Genomic DNA, 14,602 nt, shown 5'->3' with positions numbered 1-14,602 from the left:
CGGCGGGAAACCGCGCATCCGCCTAGGCGGACGAATCCCCGTCCAGCAAGGCGTACGGCCCGCCGCGCTCCAGCGCGCGCCGGTAGGCCGGCCGCGCGTGGATCGTCTCCAGCCATGCCATCAGGTGTGGACGACGCGCATCGAGGCCGCCGCGCGCACGTGCAGCCTCGACCGGAAAGCTCATCTGGATGTCCGCCGCGCTGAACTGCGTGCCGGCGAACCACGGCGACTGCTGCAGCGCGGCTTCCTGGTAGTCCAGATGCTGCTCGATCTGCGGCTGCACGAATCCGCCGAGTACCTTGCGCACCACGCCCTTGACCACCGGCCGGACGAAGAACGGCATCGGCGCCGAGCCGACGCGGTCGAACACCAGCTTGAGCAGCAGCGGCGGCATCGCCGATCCCTCGGCGTAGTGCATCCAGTAGCGGTAGCGCAGGGCCTCGGGCGTGTTCGCGGCCGGCGCCAGGCGACCGGGCGCGAAATGCCCGGCCAGCGTTTCCAGGATCGCACCCGATTCGGCCAGCACCGCGCCGTCCCATTCCACCACCGGCGACTTGCCCAGCGCGTGCACCTTGCGCAGCTCGGGCGGCGCCAGCAGGGTCCGCGCGTCGCGCTGGTAGCGCACGATCTCGTACGGCAGGCCGAGTTCTTCCAGCAGCCAGAGCACGCGCTGCGAGCGGGAGTTGTTCAGGTGATGGACGACGATCGAGGTCATGGCGGCACGCGGCGGGCGACGGCTGCATCGTATCGCTGTCGTGCCGCCCTTCCGTTCGCCTCGCGAAATGTTCCGGAGACGTCGGCCGCTTCCGGTATGCAGCCTTCAGCGGTAGCGCGGGCCGTAGTAGCCGCCGTACGGATAGCCGTACGGCGAGAAGCCCGGCCCCTTGGTCTTCTCCACGTTGATGTGCATGTCGACGGTCTTGCCGTCGTCGTACTGCTTGCTGATGTGCAGCTCGGCGGCGTTCAACGTGCTCGTGCCGTAGCCCTTGGAATAGCCGACGCCGGTGGTGAAGCTGCCGTGCACGCTGACTCCGTTGTCATCCTCGCCGTGGTCGCCGAAGTACTCGCCGGGGCTGTCCTCGCCTCCGGCCTGCGGCCAGGGCTGCGAGCCCTCGGGGATCTGCAGCTTCAGCGGCGCGGTCGCCGCGGCCGGATCGACCGGCGCGGTGTCCTGCGCGGGCGCGGCGGTCTGGGCGAAGGCCACGCCGGCGCAGAGAAAAACGGCGCCGGCCGCCGCGACGGCCTGGGCTTTGGCACTGATGAAGACTTTCACGGTGGATTCCTCGTCCTGCATTCGCCGGCGGTTCGCACGATGGTCGAGCTGGGGTCCGTTGGACGCCTTCGCAAGCGTGCAGTTCCGGATCGGATCGAGTCTTTACCTTACAGGCTTCGTCCGCGCCGCAGAGCGAGCGTCGCGATCCGGCGTTTCCCGCCGTTCAGCAACGGGAGCGCCGAACCAGCGCCGCAGCCGCGCCCGCAGGTCTCGTGCATCGTCGCCGACCCAGGCGATGTGGCCGTCCGGCCGCAGCAGCACTGCAGGCAGGTCCAGCTGCGCCCCGGCATCGACGAGGTGGTCGACGCGGTCCGCCCAGCCGTCGATCGACAGACCTCCGGTCCGGTCCAGCAATAGTCCGCGCCCGCGATGCAGGTGTTCGTACAGGCGCCCCTGCGTCAGCGCCACGTCGCCCAGCCGCCGGCCGACGAGGTCGTGGGCATCGCCGAAGTCGTAGCGCAGGTCGACGGCGATGATCGTCTCGGTCAGGTAACGGCTCACCTCGTCGAAATCCATCAGCCGCGACAGCAGCCGGCGCAGCGCCTGCGCGCCGGGTTCGAGCGACATCAGCGCCATCTGCGCGCGCGAGTTGTCCAGCACGCCGGCGGCTACGGGACGGCGCTCGGCCTCGTAGCTGTCCAGTAGATCGTCCGGCGCCCAGCCGGCGATCGCGGCGGTGAGTTTCCAGCCGAGATTGAACGCATCCTGCACGCCGAGGTTGAGACCCTGCCCGCCGACCGGCGGATGCACGTGCGCCGCATCGCCGGCCAGCAGCACGCGGCCGGCGCGGTAGCGCTCGGCCTGCCGCGTGGCGTCGCCGAAGCGCGACAGCCAGCGCGGCGAATGCACGCCGAAGTCGGTGCCGCCGACCGCGCGCAGCTGCCGTCGGAACTCCTCGAGCGTCGGCGGGATCGAGCGATCCGCTGCCACGCCTTCGGCCGGCACCACAATACGATAGATGCCGTCGCCGAGCGGCATGGCACCGAAGCGCAGCTGGGTCTTGCGCACCTCCCCCATCACCGCGGCCAGCGTCTCCGGCGAAGCCGTCAGGCGCATTTCGCCCAGCAGCGTGTCGACCCGCGAGGGCTCGCCGGGAAAGCCGATGCCGAGCTGCTTGCGCACCGTGCTGCGGCCGCCGTCGCAGCCGACCAGATAGCGCGCGCGCAGCCGCGTGCCGTCGGCGAGTCCGGCGCTCACGCCGGCGTCGTCCTGGCTCAGCGACGCCACCGCGCAGCCGCGGCGGATCTGCGCGCCGAGTTCGAGCGCGAGCTCGGCGAGCAGCCGCTCGATGACGGGCTGCGCAATGCTCAGCACGTACGGATGCGTGGTATCCAGCCGCGGCGGCGCCGGCTTGGCGATCCCGGCAAAGAATCCGCCGAGCGGATGGGTCTTGCCGAGCGCGAGGAAGCGTTCCAGCACGCCGCGCTGGTCCATCACCTCGATGCTGCGCGCATGCATGCCGAGCGCGCGCACCACCGGTGTCGGCTCCGCCTCCTTCTCGAGCACGAGCACCCGCACGCCGTGCAGGCGCAGCTCCGCGGCCAGCATCAGGCCGGTCGGCCCGGCGCCGACCACGATCACGTCGATTTGGTCGTGCATTTCGCCTCTCCCGTCTCCGCAGGGGTCTGCGGCGGGCGGCGAATCTGCCTCACGCGCACGGGCTTGCCGCAAGCCGTGCATGGTTTACTATGTTGAAACGGGGAGCGCGCAAACGTCCGGTTCCGCCGATTCGCCCCGTCCCCTCCGCCTTTCCCACTCGCGTCGACGCAGGCTCATTGCCACTGGCACAGGTGCAGCAGCACGCCGGTCGGGTCGTGTACGAAGGTGACGAGCGCGCCGTACGGCTGGAGCTTGGGCGGCTGCACGCGCGCGCCGGGGAATGTGTCATCGCGCAGCACGGACGTGACGTGCCGATGCCACGCCTGCGCATCGGTCACGGTCAGGTGCAGCATGCAGTTCTCCGCCACCTCGCGCAGGTAGTAGTCCTGGAGGTAGAAGTGCTGGTCCCGCGCCACGTGCACCAGCGCGAGCCCGGCGGCCACGTCCTTCGTCTCCCAGCCGAGAGCGGCGTAGAAGCGTTTCGACGTTGCATAGTCCCTGGCCGGGATGAAGGGCCGCAGGTCGGATGCGCTCAGATCGGACATGGCGGGTTGCTCGCAGATGGAATGTTGCGGCCACGATAGCAAGCGGCCGACGCCATTTTCCGGACGATGCCGGCCCTTCGTCCGCCGCCCGGCGTGGGAAGATGCGACGCATGGCGACGAACGCACACGACCTCGACCCGCGCCGGCGCAGGACGCGCGAGGCCCTGCTCTCCGCCTTCGTGTCGCTCGCGCTGCGGCGGCGCTACCACGAGATCCGCATCGACGACCTGCTCGAAGCCTCGGGCGTCGGCCGCTCGACCTTCTACGAACACTTCGCCGGCAAGGACGCCTTGCTGGTCGCCAGCATGGGCGATGCGCTCGCGCTGCTCGCCGGCGTGCCGATCGGCAGATCCACGCCGCCGCAGCTCGCCATGCTGCTCGATCACTTCTGGCACAACCGCGCGATGGCGCCCGGCATCTTCCAGGGTGCGGCGCATCGCGTCGTGCGCAATGCCCTGGTGTTGCGGGTCGAAGAAGCACTGAAGCACGGCGCCGGCGGCTCTGTGCGGCTGCCGCGTCGCCTCGCCGCGCACACGCTCGCCGACGGCCTGCTCTCGCCGATCGTCGCCTGGCTCGCCGGCGAGGCCCCCTGCCGCGCAGGCGATTTCGCCGCGGCGCTGCACGACGCCAGTCGCGCGACGTTTGCGAGCCTGCAGATCGCCGGCCCGGCCTGAGCGAAGCCTCAGTCGAACATCAGCGAGCGATGCGCCGACGCACCCGCCTGGGCGCCGTCGCCGATCGCAAACGCGATGCTGTGCGCCCCGCGCGCGGCGTCGCCGCAGGCGAACACGCCGGCGACGCTGGTCGCCTTCAGCGCATCGGTACGGATGAAGGCGCCGAGCGGGCCCTGCTCGAATTCGCAGCCGAGCTGTCCGGCCAGCGGGCTGTTGACGCGCGTGCGCGTGGCGACGAACAGACCGTCGAAATCGATGCGGCGGCCGTCCTCGAACACCACCGTCGCGATGCCGTCGACGCGGGCGATGCGTGCAGGCTCGATCACGGCGCCGCGACGCGCCAGCGCGGCGCGCTGTTCATCGCTCGGCTCGAACGCCGCGTTGACGAGCAGGGTGGTGGTACCCCAGTCGGGCAGCATCAGCCCGTGGTGCATCGACAGCTCGCCGACGGCGATCACGCCGATGCGGCCGCGGTCGAGTTCGTAGCCGTGGCAGTACGGGCAATGGAACACGCTGCGGCCCCAGCGCTCGCGCAGGCCGTCGATGGCCGGCAATTCGTCTTCGATGCCGGTCGCCAGCACGAGGCGGCGCGCGCGGCGGCGGCTGCCATCGTCGACCTCGACGACGAATTCCTCGCTGCGTCCCGACGCTTGCGTGGCGCTGCCGTGCCGCCAGCGCACGTTCGGATAGGCCAGCACCTGCGCGCGGGCTTCCTCGGCGATCACTTCGGGTGGACGACCGTCCTGCCCGATCAACCCGTGCGCGTGCGTCGCGAAGCGGTTGCGGCGCACGCCGGCGTCGATCACCAGCACGCGCTGCCGCGCGCGCGCCAGCTGCATCGCCGCCGACAGGCCGGCGTAGCTGCCGCCGACCACGATCGCGTCGAAGAGGACATCGGCATCATCGTTTTGCATGGACATCGTTCCTGCAGGGTTGGGGGCGCACGCGCTTCATGCGGCGGCCGAAGTCGGCGGCAAGATCGGCCAGCGTGACGCCGCCGAGCCGTTCGACCAGCAGGGCCTCGGCTTCGCGGAAGGCGTCGTCGAGCGCCTCGTTGACGGCCTGCTCGACCAGGCACTGCGGGTTCTCCAGGCGATGGCCCATCGCGAATACGGTCGGCTCGCCGACGGCGCGGTAGACGTCGAGCAAGGTCACCTTGCGCAGGTCGCAGGCGACCACCCAGCCGCCGCCGTGCCCTTTCGTCGAGGCGACGTAGCCGCTCTCGCGAAGGCTGGACAGCACGCGCCGCACGACCACCGGATTGGTGCCGAGCATGCGCGCGAGCGCCTCGGAAGTGAGCGGACCGTCGCTCTGCGCCATGTGCAGCAGCACGTGGAGGACGGAGGAAAGGCGGCTGTCCTTCTTCATGCTGGCGCTCCGTGGCGCGTGTGCGAGCGGCGATGCGCGCGCACGACCGCGTCCACGCCGGTGCCGGCGATCGCGCGCGGCCGCTCCTGGGCGACGAGGATCTCCCACGCGGCGGGATCGAGCGCGGCCAGCGCCGCCTCCACCGACACCTGCACCTGGTTCGCCGCCGCGGTGGCCGCGCCGGTGGCGGGATCGATCGGCCGGTGCCCCGCCAGCAGCAGCGTTCCGCCGGGCACGACAGCCGCCGCCAATCGCTTCACCAGGGTCTCGACCGCGCCGGCGACGTGCACGTAGAGGCAGACCGCGAGGTCGTAGCGTTCCGCCGCCGGCGTCCATTGCGCGAGATCGCCTTCGATCCAGTCGATGCGCTCTGCCACTGCCTGACCTGCTCGCTCGGCCAGCGCACGCCCGCACGCCAATGCCGTCGGCGAGAAATCCACCGCATCCACGCGCCAGCCTCGCGTGGCGAGCCAGAGCGTCTCCGCTCCGTGCCCGCAGCCGGCATCGAGCGCGCGGCCCGGCGGCAGCGTGGCGAGTTCCGTCTGCAGATGCGCGTTCGGCGGACGCAGTGCAATCTTGTCGGCGTGTTCGCGCAGGGCCTTCGACCAGAGGCGATCCCAGTGGTCATGGTCGAACGTCGGCTTGTCCAATGCATCGGCACTCGTGGGGGGAACGGCGTGAATGGCGTCGCCGGGAGCAGCGTATGGAGCTCGACGGACCGCTTCGCCCGTCTTCATGTAACTTACGTTATTACATGATGACTGCACAGCGCAACTCCGGTTCGACGAACCGCGAAGAGACGCATCCGCAGGTCGACGCGAATGCCCTCGCGCAGGCGGACCACCCGAACCTGCCGCGCGTCGCTGCGGCCCTTTGCGGCCGCACGGAGGAACACGCGTCGATGCCCCCTATTTCGATCGCGGGATCCGGCCTCATATCCGAAGCCGGCAACTCCACCGGATCCATTCCATGAGCGACGCCCTGCACCTCGTCTGCCCGCACTGCCAGGCGATCAACCGCCTGCCGTCCGAACGCCTCGGCGAAGCGCCGACCTGCGGCAAGTGCCGGCGACCGCTGTTCGACGGCCATCCGCTGGAAGCGAACGAAGCCGCGTTCCAGAAACACCTGACCCGCAACGACATTCCCGTGCTGGTGGATTTCTGGGCGCCGTGGTGCGGCCCGTGCCGCATGATGGCGCCGCAGTTCGTGCAGGCGGCGGCGCAGCTGGAACCGCGCCTGCGCCTGCTGAAAGTCGATACCGAAGCAGAACCGGCCCTGGGGGCGCGCTACGCCATCCGCAGCATTCCCACCCTCGCCCTGTTCCGCAGTGGCCGCGAAGTCGCGCGGCAGGCGGGTGCGATGAACAGCACGGGGATCGTGCAGTGGGTGCGGGCACAGGGGGCGTAGGGTTTTTCCCGGTGCTCCTCGATCGCGCGAACTGGCAGCCTTCTAGCGGAACTCGCGAACGACCTCGATCACGCCGACGATGGCTGCGTTGAACGCATCCATGTCCTCGGCGGGAATCCACTATTCGAGGTGCTGGCAGCCACCGCCTCCTGCACCGCGTATCGATCCAGGTAGCTCGTCTTCACCTCGAAACGCATCACGAAGCCGCAACCGCTTTCCGGAACGTTCCCGTCGCGTGCGATCTTGATCGCATAGTCCTCGCTGAGCACCGGATAGAAGTGCGGAGAATATCGTGAACCTGTGCAATAACAGAAAAGAAGGCATCCGGTACATCACGATGTATGCGTGATCCATTTCCGACGCGCTAAGATGCGAAAACACGAAGCACAGGGAGGGCTGATCCGTGAATGCATCGCTCGGCATGCTGCTGCCAGCCGCAGTCATCTTCGTTCTGGCCATCGTTCCGGTCGGGATCGTAGTCGCCACCCTGTTGTTCCTGAGGCGAATGGACAGCCAAGGAAAACGACGGTCGCCCTTGACCGACAAGCTGCTGCATCAAGCCGGTGCGCAGGCCCGACGGCGCGTCGAAAGTCTCAACAGCGACATCATGGAACGGACGATGCTGGTCGCGATGATCGGGCCGATCATCATGCTGTCGCTCCTGCTGCCTCGCGTGCGCTGGTCGGAACTGCACTTCGGCTGGAGCGGATGGGTGATTTCCATTGCCACCGCCCTGTGGGTCGCCTGGCTCGCATGGCGAATCGCGACACTCGCCCAGGAGCGCAGGAAATGGCGGGACGGCATGCGCGCCGAAATCGCATCGGCCCAACAGCTCGATCGCCTGCAGGCGCAGGATTGTCTTGTCCTTCACGACATTCCCGCCGAAAAATCAAACCTGGATCACGTGGTGATCGGCCCGACTGCCGTCTTCATGGTCGAGACGAAGTCACGCAGGAAATCCGGGACGGGCAAGGCTTCGGCAACGGCCGCCTACGACGGCAGCGCCATTCAGTTCCCCGGCTGGGCCGAGACGAAACCCTTGGACCAGGCTCGCGCACAGGCGCGCTGGCTGTCGGAATACCTGCGTGGCGAAACCGGAGAGCCGACGCCCGTGATACCGGTGATCTGCCTTCCCGGCTGGTTCGTGCAGCCGCCCCCGGAAAGACAACAGGGCGACGTGCGCGTCATCAACCCTAAACTGGGCTACGTGTTCACCGATGCGCGCAGCCGACCGCGCATGGACGCCGCGCGCCGCAACCGCATCGTGCATGCCCTGCACAAGCGCTATCCTCAGTCGCCGGACTGAGATGTACGATCCCGCTGCGGACGGGAACTCATTCCGGCGTCGTGCCAAGCCCAGGCGAGTCGAAGCCACTGCGGATGTCCACGCCCACGTAGCCGCCGAATATCTGGACATAGGTCGACGCGCGCGCAGTACCTCGCAGTCGCTAGGCAACACGCCCCGTCGAACGACCCTGGCTGAATATCGGATGCCTACTGCATCTCGGATGCGCCAGACACCCCTCCTTTAAGCTCGCGCAGCCCATCGGCGAAGCGATACGTACGTCCCCGGTCGTAACCATGGCTCGCCAGCGTCTTGCGCATGGCTGCGGGCGTCGTTTCGGCATCGGTGGGAGGAGCGGTACAGCAAGTCGTTCACAATCGACAAGGAGCTGAAAATGAGCAAGGCATTTGCAAGCCGCATCGCGGCATTGGTGATGGCTCTGGCGACGGCATCGCCCGCATCGGCGGTCACGGTATCGCCCGGCGGCAGCTTCACGGCATCGGGGGAAGCGCGTTTCAGGCTTTCCGGCGGCGTGTTCTTCGAGGGAATCTGCGACGTGTCCATGGCGGGTACGCTCGATCCGTCGAATGGGTCCTTCACGATCACCTCGGCGACGTTCGCCACGCCGTGCGGCCAGATTGCCGTCGACCGCCCGGTAGCCGCCGACATCGGCCTGCCCTGGTCGGGTCCTGCGAAGAGCGTGAACTCCAGCGGGGCGCTCGCGCTTCCCGTGTACCTGACTGCCACGCTGTCCCAGATGGGAGGGGACGGCCCGCTGTGGGGCGTGAACTGCGACACGCCCCGCGAAATGGCCTTGTCCTGGAAGAACAACGGCACGCCCGGCGCGCCGGCGAGCCGCCTCACCACCAATGGCTACCGGTGGTTCGGTCAATCCTCGCAGACCGGCGCGACGTGCGAAGTGTTGTTCGACCTGTACATCACGCCGTTCCAGACCTTCAATTGATCGCGACGTTCTTCTCATCCCACGGATGAGCCGGGAGTTTTTTCACGGCAACCGCGACACACGGACGTGTCGCATCCGCATACCCAAGGCAATCGGCCTGCCCTGACGGCGTCGCCGTACGAGGCGCCTGCCTTCCCCGCAACGCGGACGCCGGCGGCAAGTCGCCGACGCACATCCGACCCCCTCTCTTGCCGCACGACGAGTCCGCTGCTTAGCATCGCCTTTCGACCCGCATGCGGGTCGACCTGCACAAACGGCCGGACCATCTCGGGGGCAGCGATGGACATCGTTCACATGTTCGAACTCGCGATCGCGATGGTTCTCGCCATCATCGTGCTGCACTACCTCGCGCATCGCGTCGGCCTGCCGCCGCCGGTGGCGCTGATCGCAGGCGGAGCGGCGCTCGCCTTCGTGCCCGGCGTGCCGACGGTCACGATCGATCCCGAGCTGGTGCTGGTGCTGTTCCTGCCGCCGCTGCTGATGGACAGCGCGTGGACGATCGCGCTGGGCCAGCTGCGGCGGCACAAGATCGGCATCGCCTCGCTGGCGATCGGCGCGGTGCTGTTCACGACGATCGTGGTGGCGATCGTGACGCACCTGCTGTTTCCGTCGTGGCCGTGGGCGGCCTGCGCTGCGCTCGGCGCGATCGTGGCGCCGCCCGACGCGGTCTCCGCGCGCGCCGTGCTGGAGCGCGTCAAGCTGCCGCGGCGGCTGCGCATCCTGCTCGAGGGCGAAAGCCTGCTCAACGACGCGACCGGACTGGTGCTGTTCCGCTTCGCCGTCGCGGCGGGCCTGGCCGGCGGCGGCTTCAGCGCCGTCGACGCAAGCGGCCGCTTCCTGCTGCTGGCCGTCGGCGGTGCCCTGGTCGGCATCGTCGTCGGCACGGTCTGGGTCAAGCTGGTGCGCCGCCTCGGCGACGAGTACCTGATGATCGCCGCCACCTCGCTGCTGTCCTGGATCGCCTACCTGCTGGCGGAATCGGCGCACGTGTCCGGCGTCATCGCCACCGTCACCACCGGCCTGATCGCGAGCTGGCACGCACACACGGTGCTGCCGGCCTCGACGCGCATGCGCGGCTCCTCGTTCTGGGAGGTGATGGTGTTCCTGATCGAGGCGGCGATCTTCATGCTGATCGGCCTCTCCCTGCGTGGCGTGATCGAGCGCGCCGGCGGCTTCGGCGCGGTGATCGAGACGATGGGCGTGCCGAGCCTCGTCCTGCTCGCCGTGCTGATCCTCGCGCGCTTCGTGTGGATGTTCGGTTCCGACCTGCTGATCGGCGCCTGCGCGCGGCTCGGCGTGACCTCGCACACGCCGCTCGGCGCGCGCGCCACCAGCGTGCTCGGCTGGGCCGGCATCCGCGGCGTGGTGACCCTGGCCCTGGCGCTGAGCGTGCCGGAAGGCTTTCCGGGCCGCGACTTCATCCTGGTGATGGCATTCGTGGTGATCCTCGGCACCGTGCTGCTGCAGGCGACGACGCTGGAGCGCGTCATCCGCTGGGCGAAGCTGGCCGAGGCGCCCGTCGACAAGGCACGCGTGACGATGAGCCAGGCGGAGGCGGCGATGGCACGCGTGCAACTGGTCACGGTCGAGCGCTGCGCCTACGACGGCGACGGCAATCTCATCCACCCCAAGCTGCTCGACCGCTACCGGCGCAAGGCCTCGATGATCGGCGACTACGCCGAACGCCCGGAACACTACTCGCCGATCTTCCACGCGCACTTCGACGTCATCCTCGAAGCCATCGCCACCGCACGCGAGGAACTCATCCGCCTGCACCGCAGCGGCGAGATCGACGACGAGACCTTGTACGAGCTGGAGCGCGATCTCGATCTCGAGGAACTGAGTGCGATTTCGGCGAAGGCGTGAGGGACCTTCGATGATTCTGCCAAAGCATCGAAGCTGCCCTAGAACTCGCTCCGAAACCGGCGATCGAACGCCACATGCTTCCGGCTGCCGTCATCCCCGCGAACGCGGGAGGTGCTTTTCAACAGCCGAAGGGCTGGTCATCCATCTGCTTTTGATCGAGCCGAAGCAAGATCAAAGTGGATCCCCGCGTTCGCGGGGATGACGGAAACCGAGCGTCGTCAGTAGCGCGCCGCGGTCAACGGCGCATCGGCCCACTGCCATGCGGCCGCCTGCAGACGCGAGGTTTCGCGCGCGGCGTCGCCCTGCCCGAGGTCCCGCTGCGCCTGCGCCAGGCCGAACAGCGACCAGCCGTTGCGCGGATAGGTCCTGAGGTCCTGGCCGAAGGCTTCCGCCGCGCCGCGCGCGTCGCCCGCCTCGAGCAGCGCGGCGCCCAGATACGGGCGCACCGGCAGCGGCCAGTCGGCCGGCTCGTTGTAGGCCAGCATGTCCTCGGCCGCAGCCGCCTCGCGCAAGGCGGCGATGCCCTGCGCGCGCTCGCCGCGCGCGCGCAGCAGCTCGCCGCGCAGCATCGCATCGGCGACGCGCAGCACGGCATCGGCTTGGTTGATGTCGAAGAAGCTCACCTTGGCCATCGCCGGATCTAGCGCGATCGCGTGCAAGGCCTCGGCCTCGCGCGCGGCCTCCGCCAGAGCGCCCCTGCGCACCTGCGCCATGCCGCGGGCGAAGTGGCGGATCGCGGTCGGGTACGGCGGCTCGGACTGCGCGGCGGAGTCGGACAGGGAGGAATCGGACAAGATCGCCTCCCAGTCGCCGAAGCGGACCTGCGTGAGCAGCGGCGCGACGACGAACTGCTGCATGAATTCCAGCGGCGCCTGCCCCATCGCGGCGCGGTCGGCGCGGCTGGCCGTCTGCTTCGCCGCCAGCAGCGCCATCGCGCGCGAGCCGGTGAGGCCCGTCGTCATCGTGGCGAAGTGCCAGTTGTGCGGCACGTAGCCGAGCGGATAGACACCGTTGCTGCCGCGGCACACCGCCAGGAAATCCTTGTCCGCGGTGCTGGCGGCGAAATTGGTCAGCGTCGCGTCGTGGTAGCGGCCGAGGCGGATGTAGGTGTGCGCGGGCATGTGCACCAGGTGGCCCGAACCGGGCGCCAGCGCCGCCAGCGCGTCGGCGTAGCGTTCGGCGCGCTGCGGTTCGGGCGAGGCCTCGGTGGCGTGGATGTAGTAGTGCATCGCGCCGATGTGGCGCGGGTTGCGCGCCAGCACGCGTTCGAGTTCGCCGAGCAGGCGCGGCGTGAACTGCGCCGGCGCGCCGTCCTTTTCCCAGTACGCCCAGGGCGAGAGATCCATCAGCGCTTCCGCGTACAAGGTCGCGGCATCGTCGTCGCCGGGGTACTGCTCGACTACGCGCGCCATCGCGTCCGCGTAGGCGCGGTCCAGCGGCTTGCGATCTTCCGGCGCGGGATCTGCGTAGCGTGCCTGCAGCGCCTGGATCAGCGCGCGGTCGGCCGGCTTCGCCGCCCCGGCCAGGCTCGCCGCTCGCGCGGCCAAGGCAGTGGCGTCCTTCGCCAGCGCCGCGTCCATCGGCAGGTTGATGTTCGGCCCCAGCACCAGGGCCTGCCCCCAGAAGCACATCGCACATTGCGGGTCCAGCCGCGCCGCCTCGGCGAAAGCGCGCCCGGCCGCTTCGTGGTTGAAGCCGTAGGCCATGCGCAGGCCCTGGTCGAAATAGCGCTGCGCCGCGGGAACGCACGTGCCCACGTCGCGATGCAGGTCGCCGAACGTGTCGAACAGCGGCAACGCGGTGGATGCGGGGGCGGTGGCGGTTTCGCTGGTCGCCTTTCGCGTGGTGTCGCAGCTCGCCAACAAGACTGCCAGCAGGGCCGCGGGCAGCGACAGAAGCAAGGATCGACGGATCATCGTGATTCCCCTCCCAGGGACGTGGGAGGGACGATACCGAAAACCGGCGCGGCCTGCCTGCGCACGGGGCGAACGAGCGCCGGAATTTTTAGCTTTAAAGTTGAATAACTGGCAGGCTTGTTGAACTCTATCGGAGACTTCTTCCCTGCAAGGCCGAGAGCCTATATGGTGCGCGCACCGACGAGATTCCGGAGCGTTTTCAGTAGGGAGCGAGAGCTCGCTGAAAGCCGGCGCTCATCTCGTACCTTCGCGCCCAGCCCCCGCTGGCGCGACACGATGACATCGGCCGTCTCGTCTGCACGCGGCTGGTCCTCACGGATTCTCGATCTCTCCCACCGTGACCGTACCGCAGCCGCTGCCGTAACAACCGCCCGGCGGATTCGCGCCGCCGCGACCGCCACCACCGCCGCCTCCTCCGCCACCGCTGCCGCTACCGCTGCTCCCGTGGTCATGGTTCGGATTGTCGTGGTCTTCCTGCAACTCCCACTTGCCGTTGTTGTAGCCACCGTTTTCGGTATAGGTGTAGGTCGAGCAGCCATAGCCGTTGCAGATGGTGATGGTGTCTCCTGGCTTCGGCCCGCCGTTGGGATTGTTGTTCCGCATGTCGTTGACGAAATTGTCCAGATTGTCCCGGGTATTCGTATCGGGCGTGGGGGTCGTCAGGTTGCATCGCGGAGCGCCGGCGACACAGTATCTGCTCGGCGGAACCTCCCAGGAACCGGCTATCGAGAAAATCGGAATCAGGGAAAATGTGATCGAGGCGAGCACCACGGATTTGACGCGCATATGTCCCCTATCTGCAGTGGCGATCATAGAACTTCCCGGCGGTGGCACGCGCCTGCTCCATCTGGCTGCTCGACAGCGATCGCTCCATGTCCGGGAGGTTGCTGCTGTTTACGTTTCCGGGCGAAACCTGGTCATAGATCAGGGAATACTGGTAAGCCTTGTACGGATCCTTTTCCGTCAGTATTCCCTTCCTGTAGTACTGGCCGATGAGCATCGAAAGCGCGTCCGGGCTGCACTCGCCGGCGAGCTGGTTCAGATAGTCCATGGCCCGGCCCTTGTATTCCTTCACCTCGTCCGGGTGCTGGATCATCCAGGTCGAATCCTTGTCGTCGAAGAAGCTGTCCACCCACATGATTCTTGCCTGGTAGTCGCCGCGCTTCGCGGCCATGTCCAGCCACTCGACGAAATTCCGCATGTCCTCCTGACTTATCCCCTTGCAGTTCTCGAATTCCTTCTCGAGGGTCTGTCGCGTCGGATTGCGCACCTCGTCCGGAACGTTGGCGCCGTTCGACCGGACGAATTCCTCGCCTCGCGTCAGGACGTCGCTGCACGTGCGCAAGTCCACGTACAACTGCACGGCCGCTTCGTCGTCTCCCGCCGTCGCCTTCGCCTTCATGGCTTCCAGACCGTCTTTGATGGAATGGTCCGTCGGGAGAATGGATCGAATCCGCGGTGCCCCTCCTGGAGAGGCGCCGCGGCGAGGAGCTTCGTTGCCGGTCACCTCGACAGGGGAACGCCCCACGTCAACGTCATCCCGGTCATGGCCTGAACCTGAAGACGAGCGCTGAACCTCTCCTTCAGCCGGATCGACACCGCCCTCCCATCCCGGAGTGCGGGAAACAAGGACGTACACGACCAATATCAAAAGAAGCGCGACCAGGATTGCGTATGCGATTTTCTTTCGGCTCGCCATGTCCAT

General features: G+C 68.0%; 16 protein-coding genes. 6 read left to right on the top strand and 10 right to left on the bottom strand.

Going from position 1 to position 14,602, the window contains the following annotated elements; all coding sequences use genetic code 11:
- Positions 1-22: 22 nt before the first annotated feature.
- The 4 genes from ACFO6Q_RS14780 to ACFO6Q_RS14765 all read right to left on the bottom strand — a co-directional run bounded on the left by ACFO6Q_RS14780 (position 23) and on the right by ACFO6Q_RS14765 (position 3,417).
- Positions 23-715 (bottom strand): glutathione S-transferase, encoded by a 693-nt coding sequence (locus tag ACFO6Q_RS14780; RefSeq protein ID WP_380021875.1) that lies wholly within the window; start codon positions 713-715, stop codon positions 23-25.
- Between the two features lie 105 nt (positions 716-820).
- On the bottom strand, positions 821-1,273 hold the full coding sequence (locus ACFO6Q_RS14775) for a hypothetical protein (RefSeq protein ID WP_380021874.1): 453 nt from the start codon (positions 1,271-1,273) through the stop codon (positions 821-823).
- 102 nt (positions 1,274-1,375) lie between these two features.
- Complete coding sequence (rox, locus tag ACFO6Q_RS14770; RefSeq protein ID WP_380021873.1) at positions 1,376-2,872, bottom strand: rifampin monooxygenase; 1,497 nt, start codon at positions 2,870-2,872, stop codon at positions 1,376-1,378.
- Positions 2,873-3,045: 173 nt separating this feature from the next.
- Complete coding sequence (locus ACFO6Q_RS14765) at positions 3,046-3,417, bottom strand: VOC family protein (protein WP_380021872.1); 372 nt, start codon at positions 3,415-3,417, stop codon at positions 3,046-3,048.
- Positions 3,418-3,527: 110 nt separating this feature from the next.
- Here ACFO6Q_RS14765 and ACFO6Q_RS14760 point away from each other — a divergent pair, with 110 nt between their 5' ends.
- The gene (locus ACFO6Q_RS14760) at positions 3,528-4,091 is read left to right on the top strand and encodes a TetR/AcrR family transcriptional regulator (protein ID WP_380021871.1); all 564 of its coding nucleotides are present in this window, start codon (positions 3,528-3,530) and stop codon (positions 4,089-4,091) included.
- An 8-nt stretch (positions 4,092-4,099) separates the two neighbouring features.
- On the opposite strand, the gene ACFO6Q_RS14755 is transcribed toward ACFO6Q_RS14760, so the two are convergent.
- From ACFO6Q_RS14755 to ACFO6Q_RS14745, 3 genes are read right to left on the bottom strand one after another with little or no spacing between them, the layout of a single operon-like run.
- A complete protein-coding gene (locus tag ACFO6Q_RS14755; protein ID WP_380021870.1) occupies positions 4,100-5,005 on the bottom strand; it encodes an NAD(P)/FAD-dependent oxidoreductase in 906 nt (301 codons plus the stop codon).
- Positions 4,992-5,459 carry an Rrf2 family transcriptional regulator gene (locus ACFO6Q_RS14750; RefSeq protein ID WP_380021869.1) on the bottom strand — a complete coding sequence of 156 codons (468 nt, stop codon included), beginning with the start codon at positions 5,457-5,459 and terminating at the stop codon, positions 4,992-4,994. Before ACFO6Q_RS14750 ends, ACFO6Q_RS14755 begins: the two co-directional genes overlap by 14 nt.
- Entirely contained in the window at positions 5,456-6,109 is a 654-nt protein-coding gene (locus tag ACFO6Q_RS14745) for a class I SAM-dependent methyltransferase (RefSeq protein WP_380021868.1), read from the bottom strand. Before ACFO6Q_RS14745 ends, ACFO6Q_RS14750 begins: the two co-directional genes overlap by 4 nt.
- A 53-nt stretch (positions 6,110-6,162) precedes the next feature.
- On the opposite strand from ACFO6Q_RS14745, the gene ACFO6Q_RS14740 reads away from it, so the two are divergent.
- From ACFO6Q_RS14740 to ACFO6Q_RS14720, 5 genes are all read left to right on the top strand, one after another.
- Positions 6,163-6,432, top strand: coding sequence for a hypothetical protein (locus ACFO6Q_RS14740; protein WP_380021867.1), 270 nt, complete (start codon positions 6,163-6,165; stop codon positions 6,430-6,432).
- Positions 6,429-6,866, top strand: coding sequence for a thioredoxin TrxC (gene trxC / locus ACFO6Q_RS14735; protein WP_380021866.1), 438 nt, complete (start codon positions 6,429-6,431; stop codon positions 6,864-6,866). The genes ACFO6Q_RS14740 and trxC overlap by 4 nt, the downstream gene beginning before the upstream one ends.
- Before the next feature lie 403 nt (positions 6,867-7,269).
- On the top strand, positions 7,270-8,172 hold the full coding sequence (locus ACFO6Q_RS14730; RefSeq protein WP_380021865.1) for an NERD domain-containing protein: 903 nt from the start codon (positions 7,270-7,272) through the stop codon (positions 8,170-8,172).
- Between the two features lie 373 nt (positions 8,173-8,545).
- Positions 8,546-9,115 carry a hypothetical protein gene (locus tag ACFO6Q_RS14725; protein WP_380021864.1) on the top strand — a complete coding sequence of 190 codons (570 nt, stop codon included), beginning with the start codon at positions 8,546-8,548 and terminating at the stop codon, positions 9,113-9,115.
- A 279-nt stretch (positions 9,116-9,394) separates the two neighbouring features.
- Positions 9,395-10,981, top strand: coding sequence for a Na+/H+ antiporter (locus ACFO6Q_RS14720; protein ID WP_380021863.1), 1,587 nt, complete (start codon positions 9,395-9,397; stop codon positions 10,979-10,981).
- A gap of 218 nt (positions 10,982-11,199) precedes the next feature.
- Here ACFO6Q_RS14720 and ACFO6Q_RS14715 read toward each other — a convergent pair whose 3' ends face one another.
- The 3 genes from ACFO6Q_RS14715 to ACFO6Q_RS14705 form a co-directional block, all read right to left on the bottom strand.
- The gene (locus ACFO6Q_RS14715; RefSeq protein ID WP_380021862.1) at positions 11,200-12,897 is read right to left on the bottom strand and encodes a tetratricopeptide repeat protein; all 1,698 of its coding nucleotides are present in this window, start codon (positions 12,895-12,897) and stop codon (positions 11,200-11,202) included.
- Positions 12,898-13,209: 312 nt separating this feature from the next.
- Entirely contained in the window at positions 13,210-13,710 is a 501-nt protein-coding gene (locus ACFO6Q_RS14710; RefSeq protein WP_380021861.1) for a hypothetical protein, read from the bottom strand.
- Complete coding sequence (locus tag ACFO6Q_RS14705; RefSeq protein ID WP_380021860.1) at positions 13,691-14,596, bottom strand: hypothetical protein; 906 nt, start codon at positions 14,594-14,596, stop codon at positions 13,691-13,693. The genes ACFO6Q_RS14710 and ACFO6Q_RS14705 overlap by 20 nt, the downstream gene beginning before the upstream one ends.
- Positions 14,597-14,602: the final 6 nt, after the last annotated feature.

Source organism: Dokdonella ginsengisoli, assembly GCF_042652785.1.
GTDB classification, from domain to species: domain Bacteria; phylum Pseudomonadota; class Gammaproteobacteria; order Xanthomonadales; family Rhodanobacteraceae; genus Dokdonella_A; species Dokdonella_A ginsengisoli.
This window is presented reverse-complemented; position numbering and strand designations above follow the sequence as displayed.

Bases quoted from the DNA above. Each gene is read 5' to 3' on its own strand.
- ACFO6Q_RS14780 (WP_380021875.1), bottom strand. From the start codon at position 715: ATGACCTCGATCGTCGTCCATCACCTGAACAACTCCCGCTCGCAGCGC.
- rox (WP_380021873.1), bottom strand. From the start codon at position 2,872: ATGCACGACCAAATCGACGTGATCGTGGTCGGCGCCGGGCCGACCGGC.
- ACFO6Q_RS14765 (WP_380021872.1), bottom strand. From the start codon at position 3,417: ATGTCCGATCTGAGCGCATCCGACCTGCGGCCCTTCATCCCGGCCAGG.
- ACFO6Q_RS14760 (WP_380021871.1), top strand. From the start codon at position 3,528: ATGGCGACGAACGCACACGACCTCGACCCGCGCCGGCGCAGGACGCGC.
- ACFO6Q_RS14755 (WP_380021870.1), bottom strand. From the start codon at position 5,005: ATGCAAAACGATGATGCCGATGTCCTCTTCGACGCGATCGTGGTCGGC.
- ACFO6Q_RS14750 (WP_380021869.1), bottom strand. From the start codon at position 5,459: ATGAAGAAGGACAGCCGCCTTTCCTCCGTCCTCCACGTGCTGCTGCAC.
- ACFO6Q_RS14740 (WP_380021867.1), top strand. From the start codon at position 6,163: ATGGAGCTCGACGGACCGCTTCGCCCGTCTTCATGTAACTTACGTTAT.
- trxC (WP_380021866.1), top strand. From the start codon at position 6,429: ATGAGCGACGCCCTGCACCTCGTCTGCCCGCACTGCCAGGCGATCAAC.
- ACFO6Q_RS14725 (WP_380021864.1), top strand. From the start codon at position 8,546: ATGAGCAAGGCATTTGCAAGCCGCATCGCGGCATTGGTGATGGCTCTG.
- ACFO6Q_RS14720 (WP_380021863.1), top strand. From the start codon at position 9,395: ATGGACATCGTTCACATGTTCGAACTCGCGATCGCGATGGTTCTCGCC.
- ACFO6Q_RS14715 (WP_380021862.1), bottom strand. From the start codon at position 12,897: ATGATCCGTCGATCCTTGCTTCTGTCGCTGCCCGCGGCCCTGCTGGCA.
- ACFO6Q_RS14710 (WP_380021861.1), bottom strand. From the start codon at position 13,710: ATGATCGCCACTGCAGATAGGGGACATATGCGCGTCAAATCCGTGGTG.
- ACFO6Q_RS14705 (WP_380021860.1), bottom strand. From the start codon at position 14,596: ATGGCGAGCCGAAAGAAAATCGCATACGCAATCCTGGTCGCGCTTCTT.